Source organism: uncultured Meiothermus sp. (genome assembly GCF_937863175.1).
GTDB lineage: Bacteria > Deinococcota > Deinococci > Deinococcales > Thermaceae > Meiothermus.
The window spans coordinates 1-17,139 of the sequence record NZ_CALMCQ010000380.1 but is presented as its reverse complement, the minus strand read 5'-3'; the positions used below and the strand labels follow the sequence as shown (position 1 = coordinate 17,139).

The 17,139-nt window shown below is 61.5% G+C and carries 14 protein-coding genes and 1 other RNA gene; 5 read left to right on the top strand and 10 right to left on the bottom strand.

Annotated features, from left to right (window positions below; genetic code table 11):
- Positions 1–210: 210 nt before the first annotated feature.
- Together Q0288_RS14210 and Q0288_RS14205 are read right to left on the bottom strand one after the other, a co-directional pair.
- Positions 211–585 carry a type II toxin-antitoxin system death-on-curing family toxin gene (locus Q0288_RS14210; protein ID WP_299431670.1) on the bottom strand — a complete coding sequence of 125 codons (375 nt, stop codon included), beginning with the start codon at positions 583–585 and terminating at the stop codon, positions 211–213.
- Positions 582–827, bottom strand: coding sequence for an AbrB/MazE/SpoVT family DNA-binding domain-containing protein (locus Q0288_RS14205; RefSeq protein WP_299431668.1), 246 nt, complete (start codon positions 825–827; stop codon positions 582–584). The genes Q0288_RS14210 and Q0288_RS14205 overlap by 4 nt, the downstream gene beginning before the upstream one ends.
- A 32-nt stretch (positions 828–859) precedes the next feature.
- Here Q0288_RS14205 and Q0288_RS14200 point away from each other — a divergent pair, with 32 nt between their 5' ends.
- On the top strand, positions 860–3,619 hold the full coding sequence (locus Q0288_RS14200; RefSeq protein ID WP_299431665.1) for an exodeoxyribonuclease V subunit beta: 2,760 nt from the start codon (positions 860–862) through the stop codon (positions 3,617–3,619).
- Positions 3,620–3,742: 123 nt separating this feature from the next.
- Here the strand turns inward: Q0288_RS14200 and Q0288_RS14195 are convergent, their stop codons facing one another.
- Positions 3,743–4,519: a hypothetical protein gene (locus Q0288_RS14195; protein ID WP_299431662.1), complete on the bottom strand. Its 777-nt coding sequence runs from the start codon at positions 4,517–4,519 to the stop codon at positions 3,743–3,745.
- Positions 4,520–4,576: 57 nt separating this feature from the next.
- On the bottom strand, positions 4,577–5,014 hold the full coding sequence (locus Q0288_RS14190; protein ID WP_299431659.1) for an OsmC family protein: 438 nt from the start codon (positions 5,012–5,014) through the stop codon (positions 4,577–4,579).
- Positions 5,015–5,309: 295 nt separating this feature from the next.
- Between Q0288_RS14190 and Q0288_RS14185 the strand changes: the two genes are divergently transcribed.
- The gene (locus Q0288_RS14185) at positions 5,310–6,011 is read left to right on the top strand and encodes an SDR family oxidoreductase (RefSeq protein WP_299431656.1); all 702 of its coding nucleotides are present in this window, start codon (positions 5,310–5,312) and stop codon (positions 6,009–6,011) included.
- Positions 6,012–6,158: 147 nt separating this feature from the next.
- A complete protein-coding gene (locus Q0288_RS14180; protein WP_299431653.1) occupies positions 6,159–6,761 on the top strand; it encodes a DedA family protein in 603 nt (200 codons plus the stop codon).
- A gap of 75 nt (positions 6,762–6,836) precedes the next feature.
- Here the strand turns inward: Q0288_RS14180 and mce are convergent, their stop codons facing one another.
- From mce to Q0288_RS14155, 5 genes are all read right to left on the bottom strand, one after another.
- The gene (gene mce, locus Q0288_RS14175) at positions 6,837–7,238 is read right to left on the bottom strand and encodes a methylmalonyl-CoA epimerase (RefSeq protein ID WP_299431650.1); all 402 of its coding nucleotides are present in this window, start codon (positions 7,236–7,238) and stop codon (positions 6,837–6,839) included.
- 130 nt (positions 7,239–7,368) lie between these two features.
- Entirely contained in the window at positions 7,369–8,508 is a 1,140-nt protein-coding gene (locus Q0288_RS14170) for a hypothetical protein (protein WP_299431647.1), read from the bottom strand.
- Positions 8,509–11,466, bottom strand: coding sequence for an LPS-assembly protein LptD (locus tag Q0288_RS14165; RefSeq protein WP_299431644.1), 2,958 nt, complete (start codon positions 11,464–11,466; stop codon positions 8,509–8,511).
- Complete coding sequence (locus tag Q0288_RS14160) at positions 11,463–12,503, bottom strand: LptF/LptG family permease (RefSeq protein ID WP_299431642.1); 1,041 nt, start codon at positions 12,501–12,503, stop codon at positions 11,463–11,465. The genes Q0288_RS14165 and Q0288_RS14160 overlap by 4 nt, the downstream gene beginning before the upstream one ends.
- Before the next feature lie 217 nt (positions 12,504–12,720).
- Positions 12,721–13,737 carry an LptF/LptG family permease gene (locus Q0288_RS14155; RefSeq protein ID WP_299431639.1) on the bottom strand — a complete coding sequence of 339 codons (1,017 nt, stop codon included), beginning with the start codon at positions 13,735–13,737 and terminating at the stop codon, positions 12,721–12,723.
- Between the two features lie 578 nt (positions 13,738–14,315).
- Here Q0288_RS14155 and Q0288_RS14150 point away from each other — a divergent pair.
- Positions 14,316–16,421 carry a hypothetical protein gene (locus Q0288_RS14150; RefSeq protein WP_299431638.1) on the top strand — a complete coding sequence of 702 codons (2,106 nt, stop codon included), beginning with the start codon at positions 14,316–14,318 and terminating at the stop codon, positions 16,419–16,421.
- A 109-nt stretch (positions 16,422–16,530) separates the two neighbouring features.
- Here the strand turns inward: Q0288_RS14150 and ffs are convergent.
- Positions 16,531–16,630: signal recognition particle sRNA small type (ffs, locus tag Q0288_RS14145), an RNA gene on the bottom strand.
- 195 nt (positions 16,631–16,825) lie between these two features.
- On the opposite strand from ffs, the gene Q0288_RS14140 reads away from it, so the two are divergent.
- Positions 16,826–17,139 (top strand): ATP-binding cassette domain-containing protein (locus Q0288_RS14140; protein ID WP_299431635.1); only part of this gene is annotated, 314 nt, incomplete at its 3' end.

Sequence of the window (17,139 nt, the reverse complement as noted above, 5' to 3'; positions counted from 1 at the left end):
AACCCGCCAAAATTCCGCCTCCGCAGCCGCCAGTCCCGCCGCTCCCAGGCCTGGCGAAGGGGCCAACATCTCTCTATCACGACATACCCCAGTCACGTCAGGTTCAGTGGTAGGTCTTTAGATCATGCGAGGCACGGAACCACCAAACCCTCAGACCTGGGCCTTCGCTATCATGGTTCCGTTGATGCTAGCGTATTTCATCAGGGCTCGTTATTCCTTGGTCAGTTCTGCAGCAATATCTGCCTTGGTCAAATTGCCTCGGGCCACCTCGAGGGTTAGATCGTAGAGTTCAACTTCTTTTATGGTCGGCGTAATCCCATTCAGCTGCAAAAAAGTCAGGGCCGCCAGAACCCCGGTTCGCTTGTTGCCATCCACAAACGCATGCGCCTGAGTGATGTGGTATAGGTAGGCGGCAGCCTGGGTTTGTAGGGTTGGGTGAAACAGCTCGTTGCCAAAGCCAGCCTGGGGCTGGGCCAGGGCTGACTCTAGTTTCCCCAAATCCAGAATGCCAGCATCACCTCCATCCAGCTCCAGCGCCAGATCATGCATCAGCAGCACCTCTTCCAGGGTTAGCCACCGGCTCATGAATTGTCCTGGCCCCGATCATGCTCAGCCAAACGCTTTAGCGTTCCGCGGTAGCGGGTTACGACGCTTCGCAAGGCTTGCTCGAAGGCGGGGTCAAGGGTATGTTGCGGACGAATCAAAATGCCTTGCTCGGTGTTCTCTACCTCAACTAAGTCCCCCGGTTTGAGGTTGTATCGCTCTAGAAAGTCGGGTGGTAAAGTGACAGCAGTGCTATTCCCAAGAGTCAACAGGGTACGCTTCATACCAAGTATTCTAACATAATATATACCTAGCTATGAAAGTCCGCGTCGCCTCCGCCGGAACCGGCAAGACCGCCAGTCTGGTTTTGCGCTACCTCGAGCTGATCGCTTCGGGCACACCCCTGCGCCGCATTGCGGGCGTGACCTTCACCCGTAAGGCCGCCGACGAGCTGCGGGTGCGGGTCGGCTGGGCCATCGAAGAGGTACTGGAGCACGGGCGGCATCTGGATTTCGTAGCCCCGCGGCAAACCCAGGGGGTTTTCCAGGAGGCGGCCCGTGAGCTTCCAGGGGCCACTCTCAGCACCATCCACGGCTTTATGGGCCAGTGCTTGCGGCTGGCGGCCCCGCTGCTGCACCTCGACCCCGACTTTTCCATCCTGGGCGATTGGGAGGCACAGGCCTGGTTTGAAGAGGAGTGGAAGACCCTGCGCTATCTGGCGCTCGATCCGGGCCACCTGCTGCACGGCCCTGTCGCTGACGAACTTGCTGAACCCCTCCTGCACCTGTTTTCCAGGCGCTCGCTGGCCGAAGCCTTCGAGCCTGCCGAGGGCCAGGCCAACCAGGTGTTGTTGCAGGTCTATCAGGAGGTGTCTTCGGCTTACGAAGCCCGGCTGGGGGCCCGCTGGCTCTCGCCGTCGGAACTGGAGCGCAGGGCCCTCGAGCTGACCCGCCACCCCCGCGCCGTGGGGCGTGTTCTGGAGCGGGTACAGGTGTTGCTGGTGGACGAGTACCAGGACGTAAACCCTTTGCAAGGGGCCTTTTTTGCGGCCCTCGAGCGGGCCGGGCTGTCCATCGAGATCGTAGGCGATCCCAAGCAGTCCATTTACGCCTTCCGCAATGCCGATGTGGCGGTCTTTCGAAAAGCCATGCGGGAAGGCCAGCTTGAACCCCCGCTGGCCCGCACCTACCGGCACAGCCAGACCCTGGTGCGTTTTCTGAGCCGCCTGACCGATACCCTGGCCCAACGAGGCCTGGGCTTTGGGGTGGACGAGGCGCCCGAGGTGCAGGGTGTACGGGACGTGCGTGGTCGGCTGGAAATTCACTGGGTGGATGGGGAGATGGCCCTGGACGAGCTGCGGGTGCAGGAGGCCTTTGTGCTGGCCCAGCGGCTACTGGCCCTGTCGCACCAGACCAGCTACAGGGAGATGGCGGTGCTGGTGCGCTCGTACAGCAGCGTGGGCTTTCTGGAAAAAGCCTTTGCCCAGGCCCAGATTCCGTATGTATTGTTGCAGGGGCGCGGCTACTACGAGCGGCAGGAGGTACGTGACCTTTACCACGCCCTGCGGGCTGCCCTCGACCCCAGGGGCCTGTCGCTGGCGGCCTGGTTGCGGGGCCCTTTTGGACAGCTCGAGGTCGAAGGGGGTGGGCTGCAGGCCATGGAGCTGGCCCAGATCGAGACCGTGCTGCGCTCGGAAAACCCCCCCCAAGCCCTGGCCCTGAATTTTCCCTCGGTGCACACCCGACTGAAAAAAATTCAGGCCCAACTGCGGGTCTCGGCTCCGCTGGACGTGCTTAAATTCCTGGTGCGTGCGCCCTTGATGGCGGGCAAGGCCTACCACGATTTTCTCGAGCCCCGTCCACGGGAAAACATAGATGCCCTGCTCTTCTACTTTGCCCCGCGCCCACCGCAGAGCCTGGAGGGTTTACTGGAGCGGCTCGAGCTGCTCTCCCGCCAGGCCGACGCGGGCGACGTCCCGCAGTCGGGCGAGGGGGTGCAGATCCTGACCATCCACCGCGCCAAAGGGCTGGAGTGGCCGCTGGTGGCGGTGTTTGATCTGGGACGGAAGGGTGTGCATCAGACCCAGCCGTTGTATCTGGGTAGCGGAGCCAGCAACGAAGAGCGGCTGGTGCAGCAGGTAGCTCTGCCGGATACACCCCGGTTTGAAGAGTTTCAACTGCAGCAGAGGGCGCGGGAAGAAGACGAGAGTTACCGCCTGCTCTACGTTGCGGCCTCGCGGGCCAGGGATACCCTGATCCTGAGCGGCAGCGTTCGCGAAGGGAGGCTCGAGGGCTGGGCCAGGGTACTGGCCCAGATGGGACTGGGGCCGGAAAGCCCACCCTTTGACCGCAGCGACTACCTGCACAAAACCTGGCCCTACCAGCCGGTAAAGCCGGTGCATATAGCGCACCGGATTGAACAGCCCGAGACCTCGGCCTGGCTGGAGACCCGCTTCGACCCCGAGCCATTCCCGCCGCTCTTCTCCCCCTCGGCCTTCAAGCGTCTGGATGCTGAACCCCTGCCGCTGCCCGACCCCGCAGAGGGCGAGGAAATTCCAGGCCGGGCGCGGGCCATCGGCACCCTGGTGCACTACGCTATTGGGCAGAACTGGCAGGGGGGTAGCCCGGAGCACCTGGCCAACCTCGAGGCCCAGGAGGTCATGTTTCCTTTCGGCCCGGACGAGCGTGCAGGCATCATGGCCGAGGTGAAGGTGCTGCTGCAAAACTACCAGCAGCTTCTGGGCGGTCTACTCCCCTGGCCGCGCGACGAAGACTATCCCGAGTTTGCCATGGCCCTTCCCATCGGCTCCACGGTCTGGCAGGGGATTATAGACCGCCTGTACCGGGTGGGGGAAAAATGGTATCTGGAAGATTACAAGACCGACCTCGAGGTGCAGCCCGAGCGCTACTACTTCCAACTGGGGGTCTACCTGGCTGCCCTACGCCAGGCCTGGGAGCTCGAGCCTGAGGTGCGGCTGGTGTATCTGCGCTATGGCGAGGTGGTGAATCTGGATAAGACCGTACTGGAAGCAGCTCTAGCCGGAATCGCCCCTTCCCAGAAGCAGGTTCTGCTGTAATGTCAATTCGCGAGATGTATCCTTTGCCAAATTCTTGTTCCCATCCTGGAGCAAGCTCTATGGAGCAAGCTCTACGGTGCAGCTCTCGATACGCCGACCCATTGAACCTTTTTGAGGAAGGCTCTACCCGTTGCAAACAGGCCTGGGGGGCAGGTTCCGGCTGTAGCTCACCGTGACCCGGCAGGCAAAATCGGCATAGATAGCCCGGATGGCCTCGCCTTCCAGATCCAGCAGCCAGCGCCGGATTTCCTGGGGTGTGTTGGCCATCAGCCACTTTTTGGCCTCTTCGGCCTGACCCGTAATTAGCCCGCGCCCGTAATAGCCCAGCGCGGCGCTGCGGGCGTTGACATCGTCTCTTTGAATCAAGGCGTCTCTCAGGGCTTCGCGGTAATACGAGAGGGTGCGAAAGCCCAGGGTGGGGAAGCGGGCGGTGGCATCCACGTAGCGCACCCCATCCCAGGCCAGGATGTAGGTCAGGCGCGGATAAACCTCCCTGGGCAACCCGCCAAAATCGGCAAACACATCGGTACCTACGATAATCTCGGCCCGCCTGTCGTTGTTCACATCGCGCACTTCCAACACCCCCGCTGTACGACCCCGGTAGATCAGCAGGTTGCGAAAACCCTGTTCCTGGGTGAAGAAATAGGCGGTGGTGTTTGGCCCCGAAATCTCGTTAATCCAGAGCTCAACGGGTGCCCGTCCGGTCAGTTCGACCTGCTTGACCTCGAAGCGGCCACCCCTAATCTCTACTTGAGTACGATCTGAACGGATAATTCGCAGTAAACCCGCCTCCTGCCGAATGGTGTACTGGCCCCAGCTTATGGGCGCAGGATTAGAAGCAGTCTGGGCCAGGGTAAAACCAGATAAAACCAGTGCAGCAGCCAAAATGAGCACTCTCATGCCGCAACGCTACCAGAGCCGTGCATGAGAGTGCATGGGGGTTTGCTCTAGAAAAATTTACGGTTGTGGTTGAAGCTGCTTTTCGTCCTGCCAGGGCTCGAGTACCACCCGGGTCTCGACGGGGGTGTTGAGGGTAGCGGAGACCGAGCAGTATTTGGTGTGGGAGAGTTCCACGGCCCGCTCGAGGGCCTCCCTGGTTACGTGTGGGCCAGCGCCATAGTGGGTTACCACGATCTGGGTAAAACGCTTGGGATGGGTCTCCGCTCGTTCGCCCACTGCCTCCACGCGGTAGCTGGCCAGGGGCTGGCGCTTCTTCTCCATGATGTCCACCACATCATAGGCGGTGCAGCCTGCCAGGGCCGCGAGCAGTAGTTCCATGGGGCGCATCCCGGTAGAGGGCTGGTCGCCGTCCACCATTACCCGGTCGCCCTGCTGGTTGATGCCTACAAACCGATGTCCGCCCAAGCGATGCAGTACCACTTTTTTCGTTGCCATAAACCTCCAGGGGGCGGTCTTCTGAGTGACCGCAGCCATGAACCGCCGCTCCAGCATCTGCAAGTTTGCTGAGTGGGACACTCCGAAGAGCTACCCGGTTCCGATCATATCCCAGGCCCAGGGGCAGAATGACCCGGTTGCTTCACATTGTGCGCTGTAGCCTCGGGAGCAAGATAAACAACCCAACGGGTCGGATGAGGTTCCGAAATCGCGTGACCCCATCGTGTGTGCAGAATAGGGCCGAATGTAAGCGTAAAGACATGCGGTTGGGGGCTTTGGGGCCAATAATTGGGCCATGCAGACGCTCGAGGGAAAAGCCTTTATCCTGACTGGAGGCGGGGGCGCCATTGCGGGGGCCATCGCCAGCTCCTTTACCCAGGCCGGGGCCAGACTGGCTCTGGTGGATGCGCACGAGGGAACCATCCAGCAGCGGGCACAGGAATTGGGTGGGCGGGCTTTTGTAGCCAACCTGACCCACTACCCCGATGCCGAGATGTTGATTCGGCAGGTGAAAGCGCAGATGGGGCGGGTGGATGGCCTGGTTCACACCGTAGGGGGCTTCGCATACGCGCCCATCAAAGACACCGATCCCAGCCTCTACGACCGGATGTTCGATCTGAACATGCGCACCTTGTTTTATATGACCCGGGCCATTATTCCCGAGTTGCTGGGCCAGAAAGACGGCTTTATCGCCGGAATTTCGGCAGCCGCAGCCTGGAATGGGGCGGGGCCCGGAGTGGCGCTCTACGCAGCCGCTAAGGCAGCCGTCGCGACCTACCTGCGTTCGCTGGACGCCGAGCTGGCGGGCACGGCAGTGCGGGTGGCGATTGTGTATCCCATGGGTGCGGTGGATACCCCGGCCAACCGCAAAGAGATGCCCGATGCCGACCCGATGGCCTGGGTAGACCCTGGCGAGATTGCCGAAAGCCTGGTCTATGCGGCCAGCCGCAGCCCCAGAGGCCGGGTGATGGAGTTGCAGATTTTTCCGCCTCGCTGAACAGCCAACGTTGGAACCGAACCTCTTTTCCTTGCCTTCGACCTTCCGCTTTGGGCCTTGTACGCTGGCCGTTAGCCCCGGCGTAACCCGGAGTTATGGTTCGGTTTGGCTTGCCGGTTCTTTGCCTTTTGCATTAGGGTGTGGTTCATGGAAGTAACGGCCTATGTGCAAGCAGCGGGGTATCTGGGTATTTTCGCCACCGTATTTGTGGAAACAGGCTTGTTGGTAGGGTTTTTTCTGCCAGGCGACTCCCTGCTAATTGCGGTAGGGTTGTTGGCTGCCGCCAACCAATTGCATCTGTTCGTAGCTTTGTCGGTGCTGTTTTTGGGCTCGGTGCTGGGCAACAACCTGGGCTATTTTCTAGGGCGTAAAATCGGGCCGGCCCTGCTCCGCAAAGCCAGGGTAAAGCACGAAGACTTAGAACGCACCCATCGCTTCATGGCGCGGTTTGGCCCGCTTTCGATTCTGATTGGCCCGTATGTGCCGGTGTTCCGGGCCGTGGTACCTTTTGTGTGCGGCACGCTCAAGATGCCCTGGTGGCGCTTTTTTTTGTTGAGCTTGCTGGGGAGCCTGCTCTGGACACAGGGCCTGACCCTGGTGGCCTACTACGTGGGATCCAAAATTCCCCACCTCGAGCGCTACGTATACCTGATTTTGCTGGCTGGCGTGGGCTTTGGTATCGTGCTGGCGGCCTGGCGGGCCTACGCGCTGGACACCCTGCCCTGGTTTCGCCGGTCGGCTCCCAAGTAGTGGTCTAAGTGCGCCCACGGTAGAAGTTTCGGTTGTGGTTTCTGCGACGCATGGTGTAAACACCGGAACAACCGTCTACTGGTGACCCTCTGCCTCGACCAGCTCGACCAGCACCCCGCCTGACCATTTGGGATGAATAAAGGCTACCAGATGGCCCCCAAACCCTGGGCGCGGGGTGGCGTCAATCAGGGGCGTGCCCTCTGCGGCCAGGCGCTGAAGTTCGGCCTGGAGGTTGGGGGTGGCTAGGGCAATATGGTGCATCCCCGGCCCCCGTTTCTCGATGAATTTGGCGATGGCCGAATCGGGCCGGGTGGCACGCAAAAACTCGAGCCGGCTGTGCCCGCTTTCCAGCATCCAGACCTCAACCCCCTGGCTCTCTACGCTGCCTTTGGCCTCGAGCCTATACCCCAGTTTCAGGTAGGGCTGGGCGGCTGGTTCCAAATCTTGCACTGCGATGCCGATGTGGTGAATTTCCATATTCCCAAACTACCCCAATTGCACCTCGGGGGACAGGGATATTCGTAAGGGTAATGCCAGGACTGCGTACACCGCGACCCAAAAGCGATATGGAGAGTTCCACTGACGCGCAGAGGTGGTATAAGAGTAGCTATTCGACCGGGATGAAGGCCAGCCCGGTGATGCGCTCCTGGAAGCTGCCCAGCGAGGAAAAACGAACCCCGGCAGTGGTGAGGGCGTTGGAAATATTGACCGTTAAGTCAATCACCAGGAGGGTGGGGGGGTCCAGATCGGCGGCGGTATATAAAAACTGATCAATTCCTACCGTAGCTGTACGGTAGGGGAGTGTGCGCCGAAGCCCGCTTTCTGTTTCGCGAGGCAACTGGAAGCCCCCCTCGAAGCGGGCCAGCCCGGTGCCCAGCACAAAAACCGGGGGTGCGCCCCTGGCAAAGAACCGTGCAGCAATGTTGCCATCCGGGAAAACCCCTACCTCACTGGTCGCATCGAGGTTCCAGGTGACCAGGGTGGTGTCGGTGGTGGTGGGGTCGTTGTCGTCCAGCAGGCCCAGTCCCTGGCTTCCGACCAGAATCAGGTCGGTGGGGCTCGAGGTGGCAAAGCGGGAGTCCAGAACTCGCTGGGCAGGTGAGGTGACTAGATCGAACCGCCCAAACTCGCGCGGGGTCAGGTAGAGCAGTTGGTCGTTTACTCCCAGGGCTAGCCGCACGGGAGCGGTCAGGCGCACCAGGTTGGGATTCCGAAAATCAATGGGACTCGGGAGGGCGGTGGCGGTAAAGGGGATGATCCAGGCGTGGTACTCCTCGATGGGGCGCGGGGGGGTGGCGGGCGCGGGCGGACAAACCAGCAAAACCCGGCCCTCCCCCTGGCGCAGATAGCCCCGGGCACAGTCTACATTCAGGGCCTGGTCGAAGCCGCCGTCGAGCAGGGGAGTTCCCACGTCGTCCACCGTGAGATGGTTGGCGATGTAGCGGCGCAGGCGGCCGGGGGTGAGCACCCAGAGCTGGTCGTTGCCCCCTTCTTCGAGGCTGCGGCGGTAGAGCAGGGTTACGATGGGCTCGTCCAGATCCCAACTGCCCACCCGGCGAGGCGGGTCGAAATTGCCAGGCTGGAGGGTGCTGGTCTGGAAAAAGCGAATTTGCGAAGGGGTGCTGGCGTTGGGGGTGACCACGCCGACGGCCAGCAAAGCACGGGTGGGTTCCTCGCGGCTCCCGGTGCAGGCGGTAAGCAAAGCCAGAAGCAGGCCAGTGGTCAGTGCTGGGGCAAGCCGCTTCATCTAGCGTCCTCCTGGGGTGGGGAGCCGGATGCCACCGGGTAAGACAATGCTGTTCTGGCTAAACAGGAACTCGGCGGCATCACCCCCCAGCGCAAAGGAAAATTTGAACTCCTGCTTAAGGGTATCGAGGCTGGCCCGGAAGGCCCAGCAGCAACGGTCAATAATCAGATCAAAACGCGGGCGCAGGATGGTGCCCTCGAGGTTGGGTAAGAAAAATTCGCGAGGGTTGGGACCGCCGGTCTCGGGGGCTGTCCATACCATGCGGTAAAAGAGGCGGGTTCTCTCGAGGCCCATAAAGCTGAAGGTGGGGCCAAACTCACGCAATGTCACGCGGAAACGTCCCGTCTGGTCGGTCAGGCGCTCGAGGCTGAGGAAGCCCTGCAACGAGAGTCCGGGGGGGTCTTCCATGCGCAGGGGCGCAGGAAGGATCTCCATCTCGCCGCTAAAGCGCAAAAAGCGCAGAAAAGCCTGGGTGTCGTCCTCGAGGGTGAGGGGGTTTTCCATTTCAGGGAAGTGGAATTCCGCCGAGACTTCGTTGATGAACAGCTCGGGTTCGCGCACCGCTGCCCGCACCGCCAGACGGGGGTTGCGCAAAATGCCATCGCGAAAGCTCCAGAGCAGGTCGGCCTGTAGCAGGTCGGAACTGTACTGGTAGCCCAGCCGGAAACGGGTTTCGCTGCCGGGGCTCAAACCGACGGTGTTGGCGAAAACGAAGGTATGCAGGCTCAGGGTCAGCTGGGCCACCCCGTCCAGCAGCGCAGCGGTGGGGGTGGGGATGGGATTGGTGACAGAGGGCAGTGGAGCGTAGAGGTGGCTAAAGGTCTGGCGCAGGCGGAAGCTGTCGGGGGCTTCTTGCAGCACCACATTGACTTCCGTGCGGATAGCCTGTCCATTGTTCAGGTCGCGGCTGTGCAAGAACGAGGTGGTGTTGCCAGGGGGGTTGTAGCTGGCGGCGAGCTCGAGGGGGTCGTAGCGGGCGATCAGGGGAATCTGGGGGGGTGGCCGGATTTCCTTGTCCTGCACGTCCCAGTAGCGGTAGCCGGTGCGCAGCGAGAAGTTGAAGGGCAGGGGGTTGTAGCCAGCACTCAGGGTTAGCAGCCGATCCAGCCCCAGCTCGAGGTTGCGCTCGTGGTTCAGGTTGAGGCTAAAAGGGGCGGGAGCCAGGCCGAGACTGGTGCGCAGAATGCTCCAGCGGCCCAGCTCGAGGTCGCGGCTCACGCTGGTGGTGAGGTTTAGCCAGGTGAAGGGGCGCGAGGTGAGGGTGAACTCGGCGGGGGGGTCGAAGATACGGCGCTCGAGGTCGCGGCCAGCCCGTGCGGTGAAAGAAAAAATCGGGTCGGGGCTAAAGCTGAATGAACCGTTTAGGCGGGTGTCCGTTCGGGGCCGCTCGAAGTCGAACTGGAAAGGCGTCTCGCCTTCCACCGCACTGCGGCTCAGGCTCAGGTTCACGCCGAAGGCCCCCAGGGTCTGTCCCACACTCGAGCGGGTATCCCAGCGGATCAGCCGCTCAAACTCGGTGGGACTGCCCTGCGGGTCGAAGTTCTGGGTGCTGTAATAGCGCCCAATAAAAACGTTCTCGACGCTAAAGCTAAAGCCCGGCCAGGGTGGGACGGCGGGGCGGTAGCTGCTGCGGTGCTCTACCCAGAGCCGCCCCGCACCAATATAGGGCCCCAGCCGCCGGGCGCTGCGGTTGAGGGGGTTGCTGGGGGCCTCGTAATAGCCCAGCAATACCCGTCCGGTCAGCCGAAATTCGCCCTCAATACCTCTGGGGAAACTAATTTCGGCCTCGGGCAGCCGTTTGGGGGTGGTGCGCTCATTGGGCAGGGCCAGGGGGTTGTGATCAAGGTACCCGTCGAGGGTCAGACGGTAAAGCGGCTCCGCGGAGGTCGCGGTCTGCCGGGTGGCTCCTTCGATAAAGAAGGTGGTGTAGTCGGGCTGGCCACCAGCCCCCTGCAAAAAGCGCGGTTCGACGATCGAGCTGTCGTCTCGCACCACCAGCCCTTCGATACGCCAGTCGGACTCTTCCAGTCGGTAGCTGAAGCGGTATTTGTAAATGCCGTCCTTGCGCGGGTCGCTGTCGGGCAGCACCAGTCCCGCCGGGGGAGGCAGATACAAAAACTGATAGCGCTCGGCTGCCGCCCCAACCCCGAAATGGTCGAAGCCGAAGCCCCAGCCCCGCCGCTCAAAGTAGCGCAGCAGGGTGAAGCCGATGCCAAAGTCGGAGACGTAGGGCAGGTCGGTGCTCACAAAAACCCCGTCGGCATCGCTCTGACCGAACTCGAGCCGGGGCCGTCGGTCGTTGAGAAACAAGAGCAGTACCGGTAGATACAATTTCCGCTCCCCGCGCAACAGTACCCAGACCCCCCGCGCAATGATCCGGTCGCCCGGATAGAGCACCACCTCGCGGGCCTGGAAGGCATAGTCGGCCACCTCCTGCTCGCAGCGCTGGCAGGGGGTGAGGTAACCCTCTTGCAGCAAAATCTGCCCGGCGACCCGCTGGCAGATGGGGCCACTCAGAAAAAACTCGCCCGACTCGATCCGAACCTCAATCGCTTCAAAGCTCTCGTCGTCGGTGAAAAGTTCAAGCTCCTCGGCCTCGATCAACTGGCCTTGTTTGTCCTGGTAACGCACCCCGCCCATCAGCAACAGGCGTTTCTGGGTGCGGTTGAAAATTACCCGCTCGGCCTCGATGCGCTCGCCGTCCCGATCCATCCTGACCGGACTGCCCACCAGAATGACGAGTTCCTCGCCCGCTTCGTTGCGGAGTTCCAGACGTTCGGCCTCGAGGATTTTCAGCCGTTTGCCCCCCGTTGTCGGTGTTTGCTCGGTTCCCTGGGCCAAAGCGGGTGCAAAGAGCAGCAGGGCGAGTAGCAGGAGCAGGGGAGCAGTGGAGCAAGGGGGCAGCGGAGAGACTGCTTTTGCTCCCCCTCCCCCCCTCTCCCCAGCACACTTGCTCATCTCTTCCCCAGTCGCAGCAGCGCCAGCCCAGCCATCGCGTACAGCAGATTCGGCCCCCAGGCGGCCAGGATGGGGTGCAGTACCCCCTGCTCACCCAGGATGCGGCCCACGCTCCAGGTGGCGTAGTAGATAAAGGTCAGCACCACCACCCCCAGCATGCCCAGGCTGCGGCTGCCGCCCAGCAGGTAGAAAGCCAGCCCCACCGCAAAGATGGCGAACGAATATACCGCTGCCGGCTCGGCCCATTTGCGGTGCAGAGCGGTCAGTTCGGCATGGTAGGGCAGCCCCTGGGCGCGGTACTGGCCGATGCGCTGGCGCAACTCGGCCACCGTGAGGCTAAAGAGCCCCCCCGGTGGTTCCAGAGACAACTCGACCAGCGGAACCGTAGCCCGGTCAAAACGTGCGACGGTGCGGGGTCTGGCCCCCCCATAAGTGACCCTCAGCCCTTCGGAAAGCACCAGCAAGCCCTGCTCAAAGCGGCCATTTTCAGCTACCAGAATTTCGTCGGCGGTAATGACCCGCACCTCGCCGATACCGGTAACACCGACCTCTCCCACATACACGATCCGCCCGTAGGCATCCACCAGTCGGGTGCCGGGCTGCAGCAAGGCTCTGGGTTTTTGCAGGACGGCCTCGCGCAGCACATTCTGCCCCTGCTGGAGGCTACGCGGCACCAGACTGTCCGCCGCTGCCAGACATACTACGAACAAAAAAGTACCCAGCAGCAGCAGCGGGAACAGCACCCGTAGCTTGGAAACCCCACCGGCCAGCATGGCCTTAAGTTCAGACTCCTCGCCCATGCGGGAGAGCACCAGCAGAAGCGCAAACAAGAAAGCCAGCGGCATGCCCCGCACCAGCGCCTCGGGCACCCGGAAGGCCAGATACTGGCTCACCACCAGGGGGTCGGCCCCCCTTGCCAGCAGCGGGGCCAGTACCTCGTACAGAGCGCCGCCCAGAAGGGCCAGCACCACCACTGCCAGCGCCCCCAGCACATAGGTGCCAACTTCCCTGGTCAGGTAGCGGTCAAGGGCGTTCATGGCCGCCTCCATGGGCGGAAGCGAGAGCAGGGAAGCGGAAGAAAGGCTGGAAGGGAGGGCTCTAAAGATCCTTCGTTGACCGAAAGGGTGGATTCGTGCAGCGGATGTAGGGTGCGCCCGCGCACCACCCGTGCGTAGCGGTGGTCTGGAATGCGGGGGGATCTCACCAGCGTTGCAGTGAGCCGACCAGGTTCTGGGCGCCAGGCGACGGATCCCATCATCGCAACAGCCTCCAGGTTCCGAAAAGGGCCAGTCCCCCATATACCAGGTTGGGCAGCCAGGCCCCATAAGCGCCAAGCAGGTCGAAGCGGGCGAACTGTGCCGATAGGGTGAAGAGGGTATAGTAGCCGAAAATCAGCCCCACCACGGCAATAAAGGCCCAGGCCGATTCGCGCAAGGAGAGGCCAATTACGATAGCCAGCCAGGCCAGCACCACGGTTGCGACCGCATTGGCATACCGCCGGGCCAGGGGAAACTGTGCCGCGGGGTCGGCCAGGGCAGTGGCGTGGAGGTCGGTCATCCGCATGGCTTCGTAGGAAATGGCCTTTGGCCGTACGCCGATGGGAAAGGGAAGGGGGTGTTCGGCCTCCTGGAAGATCTTGCCACTAGGATCTACCCGGTAGGCGTTTTCGAGCCGCCAGGCCCCACTCACCCAGACCCCTCGTTCAGCGCTCCAGACGGAGCCGCCAGGCTCCACCACCCGAATGCCCTCCAGCCGAGAACCCACCTCGCCCTGGGGGGGCGGATAGATGCGCTGGGCATAGTACACGCCCAGCCCCTGGGGGGTGTAGGTGCGCTCGGTGAGCACACCGGAGGGCTCCGAACCATAGTAAATTTTGTATTGCAAAGCCTCGAAGCGCTCCTGGGTGATGGGCTTGACCCAGCCTTCGTTGACCAGTACGAGGGCCCCCACCACCAGCCCCAGCGCCACCACCGGACCAATGAAGGTGCGCGGTGGCACGCCGGCTGCATAGGCGGCCTTAAGTTCGGACAGCCGAATCCAGCGGGCCAGCGCCACCAGCAGGGCAAACACCAGCCCTAGCGGCAGGGCAATGCCCAGGGTGTGGGGCACCCGGTAGCCAACCATCAGAAGAATCTCTCCGACCGGCGTTTTGGCCCGTAGAAACGCCCCCGAGAGTGACGACAGCAGGTCGAAGGTGATCAGACCTACGAACAGCAGCACACCCAGCAGATACAGCGATAGGGTTTCGCGTAATAGATAGCGCTGCAACATCCCAGGAAGTATAAGATGCAGCCAGGTGAGAAGCGGTCAATTTGACTCTCTATAGCCATAATCTCGATTGTTTCGAACCATTTGGGATTCAGCCTGGCCAGACAGTGTTCTACCTCGAGCCCTGCATCAGGCTTTTTTCACCCGTCATTCATGCTGAAACCCATGGGTCGGCGCCATAATTTTTTGACCGATGTATGCCTTTTCTGACTGTGTGACGTCGGCCAGGACAGTAACGGGAATGTAACGTTGGGTTTGCTAGGGTGAATACTCGAGGCCCTTCGACTTTTGCATCCTTCACTGCATTTGCTGGTGAATCCACACTGGCCTCCAGGCCCGGCTTGATGGGGTGATCAAGCGAAAGGGAGGTGGCGCCAGCTTGATTCTTTAGCGGTCTTTCCACCCTAGAGGGTCTTCATAAGAGCCTTTGTTGCAGGAGTCCGAGCCACAAAGGGTTGTGTCTGCGTGAAGACCACCGATGCAGGGCCATACACCGGCATACCTCGGGCCAGAGGTGCTTTTTTCGAAATCAGGCCAGGGGTGGGTGCTGGCAACCCTGACCTGAACTAATGAGGTGGGTCATGGCAAAAGAAAAAGCAGCCTTACCGCGCATCGAAAAGGAACGCTCACAGTTCCGTGAGCTGATCGCCAAAAACCCCAACTATTTTGGCAACGAAACCAGCAGTGCCCTCAAGGCAGTTCTGCCTCTTTCCAGCAGCAAATACGAGGAGATCACCTGTACAGGCTACAACCCCGACCTCGATCAGCTCGAGGCCGTGGTCGCGATCAAGCTGCCCTTTGGCTACGGTGGCAACCTGTGTCAGTCCGGCACCACCGAGTATGTACGTTTCTGGGTGAACTATGGCAGCGGCTGGGTTAACGAGGGCCTGACGGCTTTCAAGGTGCACGATATCCCCAACACAGCCGACTGCGCCAAAGACCCCGACAAACCCCTCACCTACGCCCTCAGCCTCAAGCTTGATCCCAGGCGATGGTGTTGCGATACCCCGTTGCTGCCCAGGGTGCGGGCCATCCTGTCGTGGGAGGTGGTACCGCCGGCTGGCCCTGGTGCCGAGAACTGGAAACCGGTCTGGGGTAGTGTGCTCGAGAATCACATCCAGATCAAACCCCTCAACAAATGGTGGTGCTTGCTGGACACCATCCAGCCCGTTATCTGGGAAAAATTCAAGGTCGTACCCGAGCTGGCCAAAGAAACCATCCTGCCCATCCCACTCCCCGATCCCCCGCCGCTGGAACTACCCGAGCTGGTCAAACTCTATGGGGGTAAGCCAGCCGTGCAGGCCAAGGAAGTCAAGCTAAGCGTCGAGCCGCATCGCTTTGCCGTCCAGCATCTGCACCAGGCTCTTACCGCAGAGGTCAGCCCGGCCCTGCTTCAAGAGCAGGCAGCCTTGTGGAAGGGGCTGGGGCTGGACTGGGTTTCGGCCATCGAGGCCCTTGGCAAAACCAAGGGCAATACTGGCTACGAAGAGCTGGACTGCCTGGCACTGGACACCAATCGTGAGTGGATGGTAGCGACCTTTACCATCAAGCGGCCAAACGGCTATTCGGGTGATTTGTGCAGCAAGGGCAGCACCGAGTATGTGGCCTTCTGGGCCGACTGGCACGACACCTGCGAATGGACCTACATGGGCACGGCCCAGGTCAAGGTGCACGATATTGCCAGCATTCCCGCCGGGGGTTTGCACTATGCGGCCATCCTCAAAGTAGATCTGAACCAGCACCGGCGCAGTTGCGACAAAACCCGACCCTCGCGAATTCGGGCGGTGCTCTCCTGGAATACGCCCCCTTCCACCACCAACCCTGACGCGGTACCCTACTGGGGCAATCGGATGGATGCCCACGTGGTGATCCGGTCTGGCCGGCCCGGCATCAACCTCTACCGTATTGGCGGGATCGTGGTGACCGATATCAGTGCATCGAGCGGCCTCACCCTGCCCAGTGCCACTTTCGAAAACGGTATAGCCCCCGATGCCCTGGGCCGCCCCTGCCCGTTTGCGGGCCGGGTGGTGGTAACCGGGCCTACCTATCCCGGCCTGTACTACCGGGTGCAGGTACGTCGGCAGAACCCCGATACCCTGGCCTGGGAGTCCTGGGGCAACGTCACCACCACCCTCAAGCTGGTCAGCCCCAGCCTGGTTCCCTTTACCAACGCTGAGGTAATGAATGGCTTCTTTGCCTATGCCCCGGACATTGATAACCGCATGGCCTGGTGGGACACCGCTGGGGATGCGCTGTGGGAGCTCCGCATACAAAGGGCGACGGCCCCCAACGAGCTCGCCATTGTGGCCGAGGAGACCCACCGGGTACAACTCGACAACACCTGGCCCGAAGCTGACATTAGCATTGACTCCGGTGGCAACTGCAAAGATTTTATCGAGGGTGTGACGATTACCGGTCGCTTTGTAGCCCGCGACCCGTACTTTGGTTCTTACAGCCTGGGCACCCTTCCCTTCGCGGCGCCTGCCGGGCAGCCGGTTCCCTCGGGCGGAACCACCCCGACCGCTGCTGCCCCCGGCAATGCCTGGTCGCTCAATACCGCAGGGATGCAGCCATGCGGCTATGTGATGGTGGTGAGTGTATCGGATCGCGCCATTGTCAACAGCGCTTCGGTGGGCCACCACAGTTCCAAAGCAGTCGGGTTCTGTCTGCGCGAGAAGAAAAAATAGCTAAAAACAACCTCAGGGGCACCGGAACGCCGGTGCCCTCTTTTCAGGCAGATGCTTCAAAAGCCTCTACACCAGGCTAATCCGGCTATCGCGATTCTCGCGCAAAAAAGCGTCCCCGGCTTCCTGACGGCACCCGCTCCGGGGCGCTTAGGGCTGCTGCCTTCCGGCCCTGACCCGGTTCACGCTGGCGCGCCGCGTCAGACCGAGGACGCGACCTCGAGGATAACACAGGGAATCCGAAAGACAAGAGTGGCGGGCATAACAGGCGCTATAGCACGGCCAGAAGGAGCATAGAGAATAGGGAACACCTGTTCTTTTCGCCTTTTCCGTCATTTCGTTACTCCAGCCACGCATCTGCCGGACGTGAACAAGTCCCGGCGCGTTACCTCCGTATAATCACACCCATGAGTGAAGCTGTGGCAACCAGCACCCCCGGGGCTGCCCTCGAGGCCCAGGACTTAGGTAAAAAGTACGGGCGTAAACCCCTGCTGGAGAACATTACCTTTGCTGTACAGCCGGGCGAAGTCTACGCCCTGGCCGGGCCTAATGGCTCTGGCAAGACCACCCTGATTCGCCTGCTCACCGGCCTGGCTTTCCCCACCTCGGGGGTGGTCAGGATGCTTGGGCAGGACATCTACAACGGGGGCTATCTGGCCCGGCGGGCGCTGGGGGCGGTGGTGGAGGCGGCTTGCGAGTTCGCCGTCGATCGCCATGTCGC